Below are 15,737 nucleotides of genomic sequence, written 5' to 3'. Positions count from 1 at the left end.
CGGAGACAAGTGGCAGGGGTATTTCCTGGACCAATTATCTCGCGCCCGCGCGGCCTATCACCAGGGACCCCATGGCCCGCTCGCTCGTCCGTGGGGCCTGACGCCCTCGACGTCGAGTGACGAGTCCGCCTCCAGCGGGCGGGCACCTGTCTCCTCGCCTGCTCGACGAGGCGCCGCGAAAATGCCCAGGCGAGCCTCGCGCGGACGACGGCGCCCTCGTGTCTCACCTGCGCCACCATGGGTGGCACCGTGGATCACCCTCCCTCACCAGCAGCCGCGACATAGTGACTGGTCACTCATTAACATCGGAGTTATGCTTTCGGCAGATGGCCGTGAAGAGCGCATCCCCTACTGAAGGGCCACCCCGCCCTCCCCGCCGCACGCAGCAGGAGCGCCGCGAGACGACGCGCCGCAAGCTGCTGGACGCCACCATCGACACGTTGGTGGACGCGGGGCACGCGCGCCTGACGACGGTGGAGGTCGCGAAGCGAGCGGGCGTGTCCCAGGGCGCGCTCTTCACGCACTTCGATACGAAGGAGGAGCTGCTCGCCGCGGCGGTGGAGCACCTCTTCCCGCGAATCATCCAGGACTACCTGGCCGGTGTCGGCGCGCGGCCGTCGAGCAAGGACCGCATCGCCTCCGCCGTGGACATGTTGTGGGCCGCGTACCAACGGCCGGAGCTTCAAGCGGCCATCGAGTTGTATGTGGCCGCGCGCACGGACACGGCGCTCCAGGTGGCGCTGGCCGCGGTGGATGGGCCACACCGGGAGAACCTGCACCGGGTGGCGCGCGAGCTGTTCCCCGAGGCGGCGACCGCCTACCCGGAGTTCGACTCCGTGGTGGAGCTGGCGCTGGACGCCGTGCAGGGCGCGGCCGTCGGGGGAAGCGCGCGTCCGGATGACCCGGCCCACCGCCGCATGCTCGATGCCCTCACCCGCTTCATGCGCAGTGCTTTCTCTCCACCTTCGACACGTCGACCGCGCCAACGCCACCGCTCCTGAGCATCACGATGGAGGTGTCCCATGGACGCCGTACACATTCCCGACCTCATCACTCCCGCCATCCCCGTCTTCATCCTGACGGTGGTGGCCGAGGCGCTGTGGGTAAAGAAGCTCCGTGACGAAGGCCGCGAGGTGGCGGGACACACCCTGAAGGACTCGGCCGCCAGCCTCTCCATGGGCCTGGGCAACGTGTTCATCAATGTGGTCTGGAAGGGCATCGCCTTCGCCGGCTACCTGGCGCTCTACAACCTGACGCCGCTGCGCGTGGGCACCGGCATCCTGGCCTGGGTGCTGCTCTTCTTCGCGGAGGACCTCTGCTACTACTGGTTCCATCGCGTCCACCACGAGAGCCGCTTCTTCTGGGCATCGCACGTGGTGCATCACTCCAGTCAGCACTACAACCTGACCACGGCGCTGCGGCAGACGTGGACCAACCCCACGGGCTGGGTGTTCTGGGCGCCGCTGGCGCTGCTCGGCTTCTCCCCGGTGATGATTGTCGTCCAGCAGTCGGTGAGCCTGCTGTACCAGTACTGGATTCACACCGAGGCCATCCACCGGCTGCCGCGTCCGCTGGAGTGGGTGCTCAACACGCCGTCGCACCACCGCGTGCACCACGCGTCCAACCCGCGCTACCTCGACAAGAACTACGCGGGCATCCTCATCATCTGGGACCGGATGTTCGGCACCTTCGAACCCGAGGGTGAGAAGCCCGTCTACGGCCTGACGAAGAACCTGCAGACGTACAACCCGCTGCGCATCGCGTTCCACGAGTTCTTCGCCATCGCCAGGGATGCGATGAAGCCGGGCTCATTGAAGCAGCGACTGAGCTACGTCTTCCGCAATCCCGCGTGGAAGCCGGATGAGCGAAGCGCGCCGCCCGGCAGTCCTCCGGCGACGGAGCCGGTGCGCCCCTCCGCCTGAGGTGAAGCCCCTCCAGGGGTGACCCTGACTCCCTGGGGAGTGGGGGGTGTTGAGCACTGCGCCCTCCCTGGGTGTCGAGTCCTCGCGTCGCGCGCGTGTTCGGCTTCCCTCACGCGAGCGGAGGCGCTAAGCCAGCCGGCACTTTTTTCGCGCGAGCACCCCCAGGAGGAGGACGAGTCATGACCGAGCGTGAGCTGTGGGAGCGGTACCAGCGGTATCTGAGCGTCGTCCCGTCGCTGGGGTTCTCCCTCGACGTCTCGCGCATGGGCTTCGCCGCGGACTTCCTGGAGCGGATGCGTCCGCGCCTGGAGGAAGCGTTCACCCAGATGGAGGCGCTGGAGAAGGGCGCCATCGCGAACCCGGATGAGAACCGCCGCGTGGGCCACTACTGGCTGCGCGCCCCCGAGCTGGCCCCGGAGCCCGCGCTCTCCAAGGACGTCACCGACACGATGGCCGCCGTCCACGCCTTCGCGCGCGACGTGCATGACGGGAAGCTGAAGCCACAGAAGGCGCAGCGCTTCACGCATCTGCTGTTGGTGGGTATCGGCGGCTCGGCGCTCGGGCCGCAGTTGGTGGCGGACGCGCTGACGTCGCGGGACGACAAGCTGCGGGTGTCCTTCTTCGACAACACGGACCCGGATGGGATGGACCGGGTGCTGGGACAGCTCGGCGCCCAGTTGGCCGAGACGCTGACGGTGGTCATCAGCAAGTCCGGCGGCACGAAGGAGACGCGCAACGGCATGCTGGAGGCCGAGCGCGCCTATGTGGAGCAGGGGCTCACCTTCAGCAAGCACGCAGTGGCTGTCACGGGCGCGGGCAGCGAGCTGGACGTGCACGCGAAGAAGCAGGGTTGGCTGCGCACCTTCCCGATGTGGGACTGGGTTGGCGGACGCACGTCGGTGATGTCGGCGGTGGGCCTGCTGCCCGCGCGGCTCCAGGGCCTGGACATCGACACGATGCTGGCGGGCGCCCGGGAGATGGACGTGGCGACGCGGCAGCGTGACGCGGTGAAGAACCCGGCGGCGCTGCTGGCGCTGATGTGGTTCCACGCGGGCGACGGCAAGGGCCTGAAGGACATGGTCATCCTGCCGTACAAGGACCGCCTGCTCCTGATGTCGCGATACCTCCAGCAGCTCGTCATGGAGTCGCTGGGCAAGGAGAAGGACCTGGACGGCAAGGTGGTGAACCAGGGCATCGCCGTCTACGGGAACAAGGGCTCCACGGACCAGCACGCGTATGTGCAGCAGTTGCGCGAGGGTGTGCCGAACTTCTTCGCCACCTTCATCGAGGTGCTGAAGGACCGCGACGGCGAGTCGATGGAAGTGGAGCGCGGCATCACCAGCGGGGACTACCTGCTGGGCTTCATGCTGGGCACGCGCCGCGCGCTGTTCGAGAAGGGCCGCGAGTCCATCACCCTCACGGTTCCGGACGTGAGCGCGCGCACGGTGGGCGCGCTGATTGCCCTCTACGAGCGCGCGGTGGGTCTGTACGCGAGCCTGGTGCACATCAACGCGTACCACCAGCCGGGCGTGGAGGCGGGCAAGAAGGCGGCGACGAGCGTGCTGGAGCTGCAGAAGAAGCTCACGGCGCGCCTGCTGGATGCGCGTGCATCGGCGCGTTCGGCCGAGCAGCTCGCCAACGACATCGGCCAGCCCGACGAGGTGGAGACGGTGTTCAAGGTGCTGGAGCACCTGGCGGCCAACCCGGGGCGCGGCGTGCAGCGCTCGGGTGGCGCGAGCCCCTCCGAGGCTCGCTTCCAGGTGAAGTGAAGCGCACCGCGGCAGCCCGGCGTTCATCCGCGCCGGGCTCTCGCGTGTCGCGTCAGCCCACGCCCCAGAGGCGACGCGCCTCCTCGGCGATGAGGTCCGGGTACTCCTCGGGGAAGAAGAGCTTCGCGCCGGGCACGCGCCGCACACCTCGCGAGGCGCCGAACGTCTGGTCCAGGTAGTCGGCGCTCGACTGTGAGAAGATGGTGTCGCCCGTTCCCCAGAGGATGCGCGTGGGCACGGTGCACTTCTGGAGCGCCGGCCCGATGCCCGCCAGTGCATTAGCCTCCAACCCGAGTGTGTACGCATGCGCCTGCGCCTTGCCGCGTGGCGAACGCACGAGGGGCGCGAAGTAGTACTCGATGGCCTCGTCCGTGGGCTGGGAGGAATTCGAGTAGCACATGCCCCCGAAGCCCTTCTCCGAGCGCGCGAGCGCCTTGTCCGCGAGCCACGGCGCAAGCCACGCATCCACGTACTCGCCCTTGCGTGCCATCTCGATGACGGGCAGCACCGCGGCGGGCGGGCACTCACTCTCCACATCGCAGTTCGTCAGCAGCAGCGTCCGCACGCGCTCCGGATGCCGGGTGACGAGGAGCTGCGCGATGGCGCCTCCACTGTCGTTGGCGATGACGTCGACCGACTTGATGGCGAGCCTGTCGAGCAACTCGACGAGCATGTCCACCTGGGCCTCGGGCACGTAGCTCTGACCCTCCGCGACCTCGGTGTACCCAAGCCCCATGAAATCAGGGGCGACACAGCGCCGGTACGGCGACAGCCGCTCGATGGCGCCGCGCCACTGGAAGCTGTTCAGCGGGAAGCCATGAAGGAACAGCGCGGCCTCACCCGTGCCGCGCTCGACGTAGGCGATTCGCCCGAAGCGACTGTCGAGGTAGCGCCGGGAGGCGTGGTAGGCCGCCGCGTCCAAGGTGCCGCCCTGTTGCGCGGAGGTCCCGCCGGTCGCGCGAGGCATGCAGCCGGAGAGCGTGCTGGCCGCCAGGGCTCCCGTGGTGAAGGCGAGGAACTCCCTGCGACGCAGTCCGTGCGTCACTACGGGGTTGAGGGGCAATGCGAAGTCCTTGGAGCTCATTCCCGAAGTCATTTCCTGAAGGGGTGTGGGGCGCGGCGGGTGTGATGCCGTGCAACGGCGGGACTTGTAACCAGATGACCCCAAGGCCACTTGGTGAAAATTGCGCACGGGACGCACGCGCCCATGCGTCCCGGAAATGGGAACGCTGGGGTTGCCCCTGGACCGCCGGCTGGGACTTTGACCTAGGCTCGCGACATGAGTCGTTCGACGGGACTCCCCACGCCACCCTCTCCCCCACGTCGGGAAGTGGCGCACGCCGGACTAAGTGCCTCGCCCGCCGCCGGTGCTCGCGAGTTCGTCCACCGTGCCAAAGGGCACCTGCGCCTCCTGCTGGGAGAGGACGCTCCAGAGCCGTCCTCGACGGACGCCGCGACAACTCCCCGCGCAACGCACGCGTCCAGGAGTCAGCCCGGCGCTGCAACCAGCGAGGCGACTATCGCGATGCCGCCTGTGTCCCCGCGAGCCCCGCCTTCTCTCGCCGACACACCTCCGCCACCCAATCCGAAACCGCGCGCACACGTGGGCTGCGTTGCAAGTCCTTGTGGAACGTCAGCCACAAGGGCCGCTTCGCCAGGACTCCCGCGCCCACGCGCGTCAACCGAGCGTCCCGCTCGCCCGAGAGACACGGCAGCAGCGCGACGCCCAGCCCCGCCGCCGCGGCCTCGCGCAACACCGCGGTGCTGTTGCTCTGGAGCAATCGCCGCCCTCCCGCCGTCACGCGCTTCAACTCCTCGGACTCCTCTCCAGACGTGAGGGCCATCCGGTAGACGAGCACGGTGTGCTCGCGAAAGTCCCCGGGCCGAGGTGCGCCACGACGGCGCAGGTAGCCGCGCGATGCGTACATGGCGAAGGCAATCTCGCCGACCTTGCGCACCACCAGGGCGTCACCTCGGGGCGGTATCAACCGCAGCGCCAGGTCCGCGTCGCCTCGCTGGAGGTCCACCACGTCAGTGCCCACCACCAGCTCCAGGTTCAGGCCGGGGTGGCGCGCATGAAGCTCGCCCAGGTGCGCGGCGAGCAGGGCCTGGGCCAGGTACTCGGTGGCCGCGAGTCGGACGGTGCCCTCGGCCTTCGCTTCATCGGAGACGGAGTCGTGAAGCAGGCGGAGTGAGTCCTCCATCTCCCGCGCCCGCGCCACCACCGCCTCGGCGTCTTCCGTGAGCCCCAGCGTGCGCGAGCCTCGTAGCACCAGCCTCGTGCCGAGCGCCTTCTCCAGCGCCGCCAGCCGCCGTCCCACCGTGGTGGCGTCCACCCTCAGCTCCCGGGCTGCTCCGGCAAGCGAGCCCTGGCGTGCCACGGAGAGGAGGTAGCGCAGGTCGTCCCATCGCATATCCATGCCTGCAATGGTGCAGCAAAGCCCTGCATTCCCGCAGCACTTCCGGCGCTATCTCGGACCCTGGAAGCGGCGGCTCTCTTGGCGGCCCCGCGCGAACGACAGGAGAACGCGATGTCCATGTCACATGCGACGGCGCTGGAGCAAGACACGGTCCCCTCGGTGCGGAGCATCCCCCAGGAGGACAGACTGACGGCGGTCACCCAGGGCACGAGCCCGGGCGTCCCCTTTCGACTCAAGGCCCAGGACGGCTACCCGCTGGCCGCAACCCTCTTCCCCCACGAAGGCGCGGAGGTCGGCGCGGTGGTGCTGCTGGCCGGGGCCACGGGAGCGCGTCAGCGGTACTACTCGCGCTTCGCGTCCTTCCTCGCGCGCCGGGGCTTTCCCACCGTCACCTTCGACTACCGGGGCATTGGCGGCTCACGCCCAGACACCCTCACGGGCTTCGGCGCGCGCATGGAGGACTGGGGAAGCCAGGACCTCGCGGGCGCCATCGCCGCGATGCGCGAGCGCTTCCCGGGGCGACGCCTGCTGATGGTGGGCCACAGCGTGGGTGGCCAGTTGCTCGGGCTGGCGGAGAACGCTCGCGAGGTGTCCGCGCTGCTGAACGTGGCGACGGGCTCCGGCTACTACAAGCTCTTCCCCCAGCGACTGCGCATGGCGCTCAACTGGCGCGTGCTCACGCCCGTGCTGACGCGGGCCTTCGGCAAGCTGCCGGGCTGGGCGGGGACGGCGGAGGACCTGCCCGCGGGCGTGGCCGCGCAGTGGGCGCGCTGGTGCCTGTCCCCGGACTACCTGCTCAGCGAGGGGGGTGAGGCACGCCGCGAGGCCTTCGCGTCGCTGTACCTGCCGCTGCGGGCCTACAGCTTCTCGGACGACCCCATCGCCTCGAAGGCCTCCGTGGAGCACCTGCTGTCGTTCTACGCGGACGCGCTGGTGGAGCACCGCCGGCTGACCCCGAAGGACGTGGGCCAGGCCATCGGCCACTTCGGCTTCTTCCGGGAGAACTTCCGCGACACCCTGTGGGAAGACGCCGTCGAGTGGCTTGCCATCCAGGCGCTCACCCCGCGCCCCGTCAACCCACGGTAGCCCCCACAACCGGCGCGGGAGCCGCCGTGTGAAACAGGCGTCAGGTGTCGCGCGGACGGCGTTGGCTCCCGGGTGACCTGAAGTAGAACCCGGCTCCATGGAACTGGAGCTCAAAGGCAAGGCGGCCCTCGTCACCGGCAGCAGCCGAGGCATTGGACGGGCCACGGTGGCGGCGCTGGCTCGCGAGGGCGCACGGGTGTGTCTCAGCGCACGGGGCGCGGAGGCACTGGACGCCGCCGCGAAGGAGCTGCGCGCGGCGGGCGCGGACGTCGCCACCGTCGTCGCGGACGTGGCCACCCTGGCGGGCGCCGTGGCGGCGGTGGACGCGGCGGTGCGCGCGTTCGGCACGCTGGACATCCTCGTCAACAACGTGGGCGGCAGCGGCGGCGCGGGCGCCTTCGACTCGGCCACGGCGGAGCAGTGGACCGCCGTGCTCGACCGCAACCTCATGTCCGCCGTGTGGTGCAGCCAGCGCGCCGTGGAGGTCATGCGCGCGAAGGGCGGCGGCACCATCATCCACATCAACTCCATCTACGGCCGCGAGTACGCCACCAGCGCGCCCTACACCACCGCCAAGGCGGGCCTCACCGCGCTCACCAAGGAGATGGCCGTGGACCTCGCGCGCCACCACATCCGCGTCAACGGCGTGGCGCCCGGCTCCATCCTCTTCCCCGGGGGAAGCTGGGACAAACGCCAGAAGGCCGACCCGGAGAAGGTCGCGAAGATGGTGAAGGACGAGCTGCCCTGGGGTCGCTTCGGCTCGCCCGAGGAGGTGGCGGACGTGGTGACCTTCCTCTGCTCGGAGCGCGCTCGCTGGGTGACGGGGGCCACGCTCCCCGTGGACGGCGGACAGGGCCGCGCCTTCTGAACGGGCCCCGGACACGGCGGGCCAGAGCCCTGGATGGCGCCAGCCGGACGCCATGCTATGGAGGGCCCTCCCCTGGGGTATTCCGTGCTGAAGCTTTACAAAAAGGAAGGCGACAGCCTCCGTTTCTGGGAGGTCTGGGTGCATGAGGGCGTGCTCACCACGCACTGGGGCACCGTGGGCGAAGTGGGCGAACAGAAGGACACGCCCCTCCCCCCGGAAGAGGACCCCGACTTCGCCATCGCCGACGCCGCCGGCCCGCTCATCGAGCAGGACTATGACGAGCCCGAGCTCGACGCCATGGCCACGCTCATCGTCCAGTACCCCATCGAGGGCAAGGGCACGGGGCACGACGTGGAGAAGCGCGTCGCCGTCGAGGAGCTCCTCACGGATGCCCTCGGCTGGACGGGCAACGGCGAGGTGGAAGGCGGCGAGCTGCGCGACGGCTTCCTGCGCGTCCACTGCCAGGTGATGCACGCCGACGCGGCGGTCCGCACCGTGCTGCAAGCCCTCGACTCGGAAGACATGGTGGATGACGTCAGCGTGCTCGTGGCCAAAGGCGACGAGGAGCCTCGCGTCATCTGGCCCACCACGCCCTGAGTGCTACCAGCGCGGCGGCGACGCCACCGCCGCGCTCGCATCTTCCAAGGGACGTCACGCCCCCGCGGGATGCACCGCCGGAGCCGCCTCGACTCCGGCGGAGATGCGGTGCCAGAGCTGGTGCGAGGTGAGCAGCAACGCCAGGGTGACGAGGGGCGAGATGGTGTTGCCCAGCGGGTCCCCCATCGCCGTGTGGGACACCGCCGCCGCCACGAAGTCGATGGCGAAGCCCGCATAGGCCCACTCGCGCAACGTGCGAGACCCGGGGGCCCACAGCGCCACCACGCCCAGCAGCTTCGCGATGCCCAGCATGGTCCGGAAGTAGTCCGGGTAGCCCAGGTGCTCGAACGCCGCGACCATGTTCGGCGCAGCGGTCAGATACAGGAAGGCAGAGACCGTGGCCGACAGGGAGACCAGTCCGGTGACAACCCAATACGCGACTTTCAGCTTCATGCTCACGCCTCCAAGGACCGTATGGGCTGACGAGCAGCCCCCCGCGCGAGACGATATGGGTTACAAATCCGCCGTCGCAAGCGGGCCACTCTGACCCGCCCCCTCGCCTTCGACGACCCGTCGGCCATCATTCGCCCGGTCCGGCCTGCGACCCCGGTCCAGTTCGTCCCGGTCCAGCATGCCGTCCTCGTCCCGGTCCACGCCGATGCGCCGCTCGGAGCCCGCGGGCACCACGGTGTACGTCAGCTCCGCGCCGGGCCGCGCACCCGCCAGCAGCAGATACGCCCCCACCTTCTCCGAGGCCCGGTCCGACTGGAACACACCGCCGCCGAGATAGGCGAAGCCGCGCTCCTCTCCATGTCGGCGCCCCTTCACCACCAGCCCCACCTTGCCCTGCTCCGCCAGGGACATGAACTGCAGCACCCGGGCGAACTCGGAGGGCGTGGCCGTCGTCAGGGTCACCTGCTGCCCCACCGCCGCGTGCGAGTCCTTGCTGTCCGGCCCCGGCGGCAGGAACATGTCCGTGGCCGAGCCGCGCGGCAGCTCCGAGCCCGCGAAGGACAGCAGCAGCGCGACGAGGTCCGCCACCTCCTGGTCGCTCTCCGGATTGAAGGTCGGCTCGGTGATGAAGCGCGCCAGCGAGTCCACGCTGCCGTCATGGATGAAGGCGAAGCCGGACAGGCTCTCCTTCTGCGTCAGCTCCATGCCCACCTTCTCGTAGACGTTGCGCAGCTGCGGCACCTTGAGCGTGACGTTGGTGCTGCCATCCGTGGACACGAGCGCGTGGTGCGACTCGCCCATGGCGCCCTTCTGCATGGGCATCCACATGGCGCCGGTCCACTGCATGTCGACGGCGAGGCCCGACGGGAAGGTGTGGCAGGTGTTGCACGCGAAGAGGCCCTGCGCGAGCAGGCGCGGCGGACGGAACAGCGCCATGCCCCGCGTCGCGTCGCCATTGGGCAGCGGCTGACCGGCCGGCGCGAAGCGGCCCGTCGTGTAGTGGCCCGTCAGCGGCAGGTTCCGGGGCAGCGAGTTGTCCAGGTTGCGGAACGGGTTGGGCGGGAAGGTGAGCGTCGCGAGGAACGAGCGCAGCTCCTTCATCTCCCGAGGCGTGAGCTGGGCATCGTCACCCTGGAGGCCCTCGAAGGCGGGGTTGAACTCCTCCAGGCTCGCCCGGTCTCCGCGCCAGTGCAGCGGCTCCTTGCCGATGATGTCCTGGAGCGTCTGCGTCGTCATGGGGCCCTTCATCGGGTGCCACGCCTCGAAGGGCGGCAGCGGCAGGCCCATGCCCAGGTTCTGCCCGGCCAGCGACTTCACCGCGCCCGTCGGGTCTCCCAAGTCCCATCCCAGCCGGTCCATGCGCCCGTCGATGTGGCACGACGCGCAGGACACGTGGCCCAGGCCCGACGTCTTGTGCGTGTCGTACAGGTGCTTGCGGCCCACCTTGAGAGCCTGGGGCGTCGGGTCGAAGAACTCCACCCGTGACAGCTCCTTCAGCCGGTCCGTGCTCAGCACGGAGATGCTCGCGCCGAAGCGGTTGAGCACGTAGAGCTTGTCGCGCGAGTCGTCGAACACGATGCCCGTGGGACCCTCGCCCACCTCCACCTGTCCCAGCCGCGCGCCACCCAGGCCCACGGCCACCACGTTGTTGGAGCCCATGCCCGTCACGAAGGCCCGCGTGCCGCGCGAGTTCCAGGCGATGCCGCGCGGGTCTCCCACCGACAGGTTCCGCACGGACTGGGGCACCGTGGGCGTGGCGTAGTCGAGGTGCGGGTTGAGGTCATGCACCGAGGGCGACGTCGGCCGGCGCGGGTCCACCACCGCCATCAGCACGCGCAGGAAGCGCCCGTTGACGTTCGGCTCGAAGCGCACCTCGTTGCGCGCGTCTGTGCCCACCACCGTGACGGAGCCGGAGGGGTGCACGGCCAGCGCCATGTTCGCGTTCATCAGCCGCGTGGCGTAGCTGACGTCGAGTGACGCCGCGTCGATGATGGCCAGGTCGCGGTCCGGCATGTCCCAGCCCGTGAGGCGACCGGAGGCGGCGGCATTCGCCCCGCTCACCAGGTCCGTCCAGTCCGCGCGGTTGTCGTCCAGCCACTGGCCTCGCGTGTTCTTGCGCACGATGAGGCCCACGGGCGGAGGCGGCGGGTTGGCGGGGTTGAGCGCGGGGAAGAAGGTAGAGCCCGCGTTGGGCGGCGGGTTGATGCCGCCATAGGGCCCGCGCGCGTCGCTCACGGCGTTGGGCGGGTAGGCGTTCGGAATCAGCGAGCCACCGCCGAGGATGGTGCTGCCATTGCCGGACTCGAAGATGGCCGCATAGACGAAGCGGCCGTCGGGGCTCACCGCGAGCGCACGCGGGTCCTCGCCCTTCAGGGTGATGCGCCGGGGCGTCGCGTCCGGACGACGCGGGTCCACCACCAGCACGCGGTTGACCTGGGAGCAGGTGATGAAGGCCCGCTCCGGACGTCCCGCGAAGACGACGTCCGCGGGCTCGTCATCCGTATAGACGGTGGCCGTCACGGTGCCGCGTCGCAGGTCGACGATGCTCACACTGTCGGAGATGTGGTTCACCACCCACGCCTCGGTGTTGCTCCGGGCCCGCACCGACACGGGGTCCAGTCCCACGGGGATGGAGGCCACCAGCTCCAGCCCCCGCCTCGACGTCACATCGAACACCATCAGCCGGTTGTCGGCGGTGTTCACCGCCAGCAGCAAATTGCCATCAGGGGTCAGCTCCAGCGGGTGAACGTGGGGGTCCTCCCAGTTCACGAACGACTCATCGGCGTGAGACATCCCCGGGAGCAGGAGCGCAATGAAGCACAGCAGCAAGACCGCGCGTCGGATGACAGCCATATCGGCGACCTCCACGTCAGGAAGAAGCGGTGCTTCTCACTGTCTTGCATTTATCAACGCGACGGATGCAACTCCTTGCGTGAGAAAAAACGCATTCCTACATCTACCCCTGCGGGGTGCGTCCTCTCGGGAATCAAAGATTCGAGCTGCCTGGAAAACGACTCAGGGCGTCACACACGCCAAGCAAAGGCAGACACACAAATCCCTTTACCCACGCCAAAGCGGACAGAGCCGCGACACCCAAAAATGCGAGTGCCACGCAAGAAACCGCCCCCATGGCGTTACAAGCCCGTGCTCCATTGAGACAGGATTTTTCTGTCTCACGGCGTCGCATCCGGCGGAGTGTCTCCGCCCTGGACACATCAGCCGTGAGTGTCCGTCGTGGCCGAGCCCTCGGGCCTGGGGCGGAACACGCGGAACAGGAGCGCGATGGACGGAATCACCGTGAGCGCTCCCACCCCGAGCGCGATGAGCAGCAGGCGCTGCGTCGCGGGGCTCGCCGCCGCGCCCTGCAGCGTCACGTCCGGCACCACCAGATAGGGATACTGGGACGCCGCCCAGCCCAGGACGATGAGCCCGGCCTGGAACGCCGCCGCCAGCCGCGCCCACTGGAAGCGACGCGTCCACAACAAGGCGAAGGCCGTCACCGCCGCCACCCCCGTCGCCGCATGCAACGCCAGCGCGAAGGGTGAGCGCGACAACCCCTCCCACACCCGGGGCGCGCCCTCGCGCGCGAGCAGCAACACGGCCACCGCCGCGACGAACACGGCCACCCCCGCCCCGAGCGCGCGCTTCCTGAAGTCCTCACGCAGCTCCGCTCCAGACGCCTCGTGGGTGAGGAACACCGCGGCCAGGAAGGCGAAGAGCGCCAGCGCCAGCACCCCCACCGCCCACGCGAAGGGCGACAGCCACGACGCGAAGAAGCCGCTCACCACCACCCTGCCCTCCACGCGGATGGAGCCGCTCACCACCGCGCCCACGCACATGCCCAGCAGCAACGGCGCGACAATGCTCGCCGCGCTGAACACCAGGCCCCACTGCCGCTGCGCGGCGTCACCCCGCATGTCGTACGTGCGGAAGGTGAAGGCCGCGCCCCGGAAGACGATGCCCAGCAGCAGCAACGTCAACGGCACATGCAGCGCCACGCTCAGCGCCGCGAAGGCGCGAGGAAACCCCGCGAACAACAACACCACACCGACAATGAGCCAGATGTGATTCACCTCCCACACCGGTCCCATGGCGTGAGCGATGAGCGCCCGCTGCTCCGCCTTGCGCGGCCCGAAGGACAAGAGGTCCCACACCCCGCCGCCAAAGTCCGCGCCACCAAACAGCGCGTAGAGCACGAACGTCCCCGCCAGCACGAAGCCCAGCACCGCGTCAGTGGACATGGGCCTCGCCTCCCTTCGCGTCAGGACCCTTCGGCTCGCGGTCCGGCAGCGTGTCCGCCACCTGCCGCTTCAACAGCGCCACCACCACCACGCCCAGGAACACGTACACGACGGTGAACGTCCAGAACGGCGCGGCCAGATGCGGCACCGGTGTCACCGCGTCCGCCGTGCGCATGACGCCTCGGACAATCCACGGCTGCCGCCCCCACTCGGTGACGAGCCACCCCGCCTCCAACGCCACCAGCCCGAGCGGCCCCGACACCAGCCACGCCCACATCATCTTCCGACCCGAAGGCCACGCCTTCCTCCGCCACCGATACGCAAGCGTCACCAGCGCCAGCAACGCCATGGCGCTGCCCGTACCCACCATCACCTGGAAGGCGACGTGTACCTTCGCCACCGGCGGCCACGTGTCGCGTGGGAATTCGTTGAGCCCCTTCACCTCCGCGTTGGGATCGCCAAACGCGAGGATGGACAGGCCGTTGGGGATGTCCAACGCATGGGAGACAGTGCCCGTCTCCACGTCGGGCAGCCCGCCCAGGCGCAACGGCGCGCCGCGCTCCGTCTCGAACTGCCCCTCCATCGCCGCGAGCTTCACCGGCTGCGCCTTCGCCACGTGCTTGGCGGACAAGTCGCCCACGACGGGCTGGAGCAGCGCGGTGACACACGCGAGCGGCAGCGCCACCGACAGCGCCTTGCGATGGAAGGCCGAGCCTGGGTGACGCAGGAGCACGAAGGCGTGGATGCCCGCCATCGCGAACGCGCTCGCCTGATAGCAGGAGAGCAGCACGTGCGATGTCTGCGTGAGCCAGCCCGGGCTGAACATCGCCTTCAGCGGTTCGATATCCGTGGGCCCATGCGGCGTGGCCACGAAGCCCGACGGGTCATTCATGAACACGTTGACCAGCGTGACGAAGAACGCGCTGGCCGCGCCGCTCACCGCCACCATGACGCCGGAGAACAGGTGCAGCCCCGGCGACACCCGCTCGCGGCCGTACAGATAGATGCCCAGGAAGATGGCCTCGGTGAAGAACGCCACACCCTCCAGGCTGAAGGGCAACCCAATCACCTCGCCGTACTGGCCCATGAACTCCGGCCACAGCAGGCCCAGCTCGAACGACAACACCGTGCCACTCACCGCGCCCACCGCGAAGAGGATGGCCGTCCCCTTCGCCAGCTTCTGGCTCAGCTTCCGGTAGTCGGAGTCTCCGGTGCGCCGCGCCTTCCAGTCACTCAGCACCATGAGGACTGGCAACGCCACGCCCGCCGCCGCGAACACGATGTGGAACGCGAGCGACAGGCCCATCTGCGCCCGCGCATAGAGCAGGTCCGTCATGAACATCAGAATACGTTATGCACAATTGCTGCGCATTTAGAGATTCTACTCCTCCAGCGAAGCGGGGCTCGGAGCCTGTCGGGCAGGCACGAGCGTCTTCACGGAGTTCTTCGCCACGGCGGTGGCCAGGGTGGTGGCGAAGATGAGGATGAGCTTGCGGCCCAGCTCGGCGCCCACGGGGCGTTGGTCCGCGCTGGAGGCCAGCTGGTCCGGGTGCGCCCACGCACGCTGGAGCGCCTTACGGCGCTTCTTGCGCAGCACTTCCCCCCGGTGGCGGGAGCGGTAGATGGCCAGGCCCACGCCCGCGCCCACCAGCACCATGGCCACGGCGCCCGCGGCCACCAGCGCGCCGGTGTGCTGCTTCACCTGATAGCGGACGTCGAGGGCCCGCCCGCGCCGCCGGTCCAGCTCCTCCAACGTCAGCAGGAGCTCATCCCGGATGCGGTCCGCCGTCTGCTCCACCTGCTCGCGGTCATCCATGCCACGGGTGATGCGGTGGTCGACGTGGCGCTGACGCTCCACCAGCTCGTTGCCCCCTCGGCCGTTGCCATTCATTGCAGCGTCTCCCGCGTGAGCTGGTAGTCGAGCTTCAAGCGCTCCTGGGTGTGGGTCAGCGGCTTCTTGGGCACGCGCTTGCTGCCCAGGAAGAGCATGCCTCCGGCGATGGCGAGCAACACCACGCCCACCAGCAACACGCCCAATGCGGCGCGCAGGGGCAGGGCCAGGCCCAGCGCCACGAAGAGCACGGCCAGGGACGTGAGGGCGAGCACGGCTCCCGCGCCAATGAGGATGCCCGCGGTGCGCGCGGCCTTCAGCTCGTCGCGAAGCTCCTTCTTGGCGTGCAGCACCTCGGCGCGCACCAACAGGCGTGTCTCCGCCAGGGCATGCCGGATGAGCTCCGCCGTGGAGAGCGACTCCAGTTGGCTGCGCTCCAGGCGTTCCGATTCGAGGTCCACGGCTCACGTCTCCCGCGCTCTGAGGAAGGGGACTCCCGGGTGCGCGCCCGTCCGCTCGGCCGGCACCTGGCCCCACTCCTCCGGACAAG

At 69.2% G+C, this 15,737-nt stretch carries 14 protein-coding genes; 6 read left to right on the top strand and 8 right to left on the bottom strand.

Annotated features, from left to right (window positions below; all coding sequences use genetic code 11):
* The first annotated feature begins 326 nt into the window (after window positions 1-326).
* From HUA75_RS13635 to HUA75_RS13625, 3 genes are all read left to right on the top strand, one after another.
* Window positions 327-1,001: a TetR/AcrR family transcriptional regulator gene (locus tag HUA75_RS13635; protein ID WP_141648158.1), complete on the top strand. Its 675-nt coding sequence runs from the start codon at window positions 327-329 to the stop codon at window positions 999-1,001.
* 21 nt (window positions 1,002-1,022) lie between these two features.
* Window positions 1,023-1,922, top strand: coding sequence for a sterol desaturase family protein (locus tag HUA75_RS13630; RefSeq protein ID WP_174486648.1), 900 nt, complete (start codon window positions 1,023-1,025; stop codon window positions 1,920-1,922).
* A 179-nt stretch (window positions 1,923-2,101) separates the two neighbouring features.
* Window positions 2,102-3,691 (top strand): glucose-6-phosphate isomerase, encoded by a 1,590-nt coding sequence (locus HUA75_RS13625; protein WP_174486647.1) that lies wholly within the window; start codon window positions 2,102-2,104, stop codon window positions 3,689-3,691.
* A gap of 52 nt (window positions 3,692-3,743) precedes the next feature.
* On the opposite strand, the gene HUA75_RS13620 is transcribed toward HUA75_RS13625, so the two are convergent.
* Window positions 3,744-4,775, bottom strand: a complete 1,032-nt coding sequence (locus HUA75_RS13620; protein ID WP_174486646.1) for an alpha/beta fold hydrolase — start codon at window positions 4,773-4,775, stop codon at window positions 3,744-3,746.
* A 433-nt stretch (window positions 4,776-5,208) separates the two neighbouring features.
* The gene (locus HUA75_RS13615; RefSeq protein WP_181790672.1) at window positions 5,209-6,105 is read right to left on the bottom strand and encodes a LysR family transcriptional regulator; all 897 of its coding nucleotides are present in this window, start codon (window positions 6,103-6,105) and stop codon (window positions 5,209-5,211) included.
* Window positions 6,106-6,222: 117 nt separating this feature from the next.
* On the opposite strand from HUA75_RS13615, the gene HUA75_RS13610 reads away from it, so the two are divergent.
* The 3 genes from HUA75_RS13610 to HUA75_RS13600 all read left to right on the top strand — a co-directional run bounded on the left by HUA75_RS13610 (window position 6,223) and on the right by HUA75_RS13600 (window position 8,662).
* Complete coding sequence (locus HUA75_RS13610; RefSeq protein ID WP_174453966.1) at window positions 6,223-7,197, top strand: alpha/beta fold hydrolase; 975 nt, start codon at window positions 6,223-6,225, stop codon at window positions 7,195-7,197.
* 97 nt (window positions 7,198-7,294) lie between these two features.
* Window positions 7,295-8,065: an SDR family NAD(P)-dependent oxidoreductase gene (locus HUA75_RS13605; protein WP_174476118.1), complete on the top strand. Its 771-nt coding sequence runs from the start codon at window positions 7,295-7,297 to the stop codon at window positions 8,063-8,065.
* An 84-nt stretch (window positions 8,066-8,149) separates the two neighbouring features.
* Complete coding sequence (locus HUA75_RS13600; RefSeq protein WP_174453965.1) at window positions 8,150-8,662, top strand: hypothetical protein; 513 nt, start codon at window positions 8,150-8,152, stop codon at window positions 8,660-8,662.
* Window positions 8,663-8,716: 54 nt separating this feature from the next.
* Here HUA75_RS13600 and HUA75_RS13595 read toward each other — a convergent pair whose 3' ends face one another.
* From HUA75_RS13595 to HUA75_RS13570, 6 genes are all read right to left on the bottom strand, one after another.
* Window positions 8,717-9,115: a DoxX family protein gene (locus HUA75_RS13595; protein WP_174453964.1), complete on the bottom strand. Its 399-nt coding sequence runs from the start codon at window positions 9,113-9,115 to the stop codon at window positions 8,717-8,719.
* 60 nt (window positions 9,116-9,175) lie between these two features.
* The gene (locus tag HUA75_RS13590; RefSeq protein ID WP_174486645.1) at window positions 9,176-11,968 is read right to left on the bottom strand and encodes a YncE family protein; all 2,793 of its coding nucleotides are present in this window, start codon (window positions 11,966-11,968) and stop codon (window positions 9,176-9,178) included.
* Between the two features lie 362 nt (window positions 11,969-12,330).
* Window positions 12,331-13,356, bottom strand: coding sequence for a cytochrome d ubiquinol oxidase subunit II (locus HUA75_RS13585; RefSeq protein WP_174486644.1), 1,026 nt, complete (start codon window positions 13,354-13,356; stop codon window positions 12,331-12,333).
* On the bottom strand, window positions 13,346-14,698 hold the full coding sequence (locus HUA75_RS13580) for a cytochrome ubiquinol oxidase subunit I (protein WP_174464847.1): 1,353 nt from the start codon (window positions 14,696-14,698) through the stop codon (window positions 13,346-13,348). Before HUA75_RS13580 ends, HUA75_RS13585 begins: the two co-directional genes overlap by 11 nt.
* Window positions 14,699-14,737: 39 nt before the next feature.
* Window positions 14,738-15,247, bottom strand: coding sequence for a hypothetical protein (locus tag HUA75_RS13575; RefSeq protein WP_141643360.1), 510 nt, complete (start codon window positions 15,245-15,247; stop codon window positions 14,738-14,740).
* Window positions 15,244-15,648, bottom strand: coding sequence for a phage holin family protein (locus HUA75_RS13570; protein WP_141643359.1), 405 nt, complete (start codon window positions 15,646-15,648; stop codon window positions 15,244-15,246). The genes HUA75_RS13575 and HUA75_RS13570 overlap by 4 nt, the downstream gene beginning before the upstream one ends.
* Window positions 15,649-15,737 lie beyond the last annotated feature (89 nt).

Origin of the sequence: Myxococcus sp. CA040A (assembly GCF_013336725.1) — a bacterium.
Taxonomy (GTDB): Bacteria; Myxococcota; Myxococcia; order Myxococcales; family Myxococcaceae; genus Myxococcus; species Myxococcus llanfairpwllgwyngyllgogerychwyrndrobwllllantysiliogogogochensis.
Note: the sequence above shows the minus strand (reverse complement) of the source record. Positions and strands in the feature narration are given on the sequence as shown.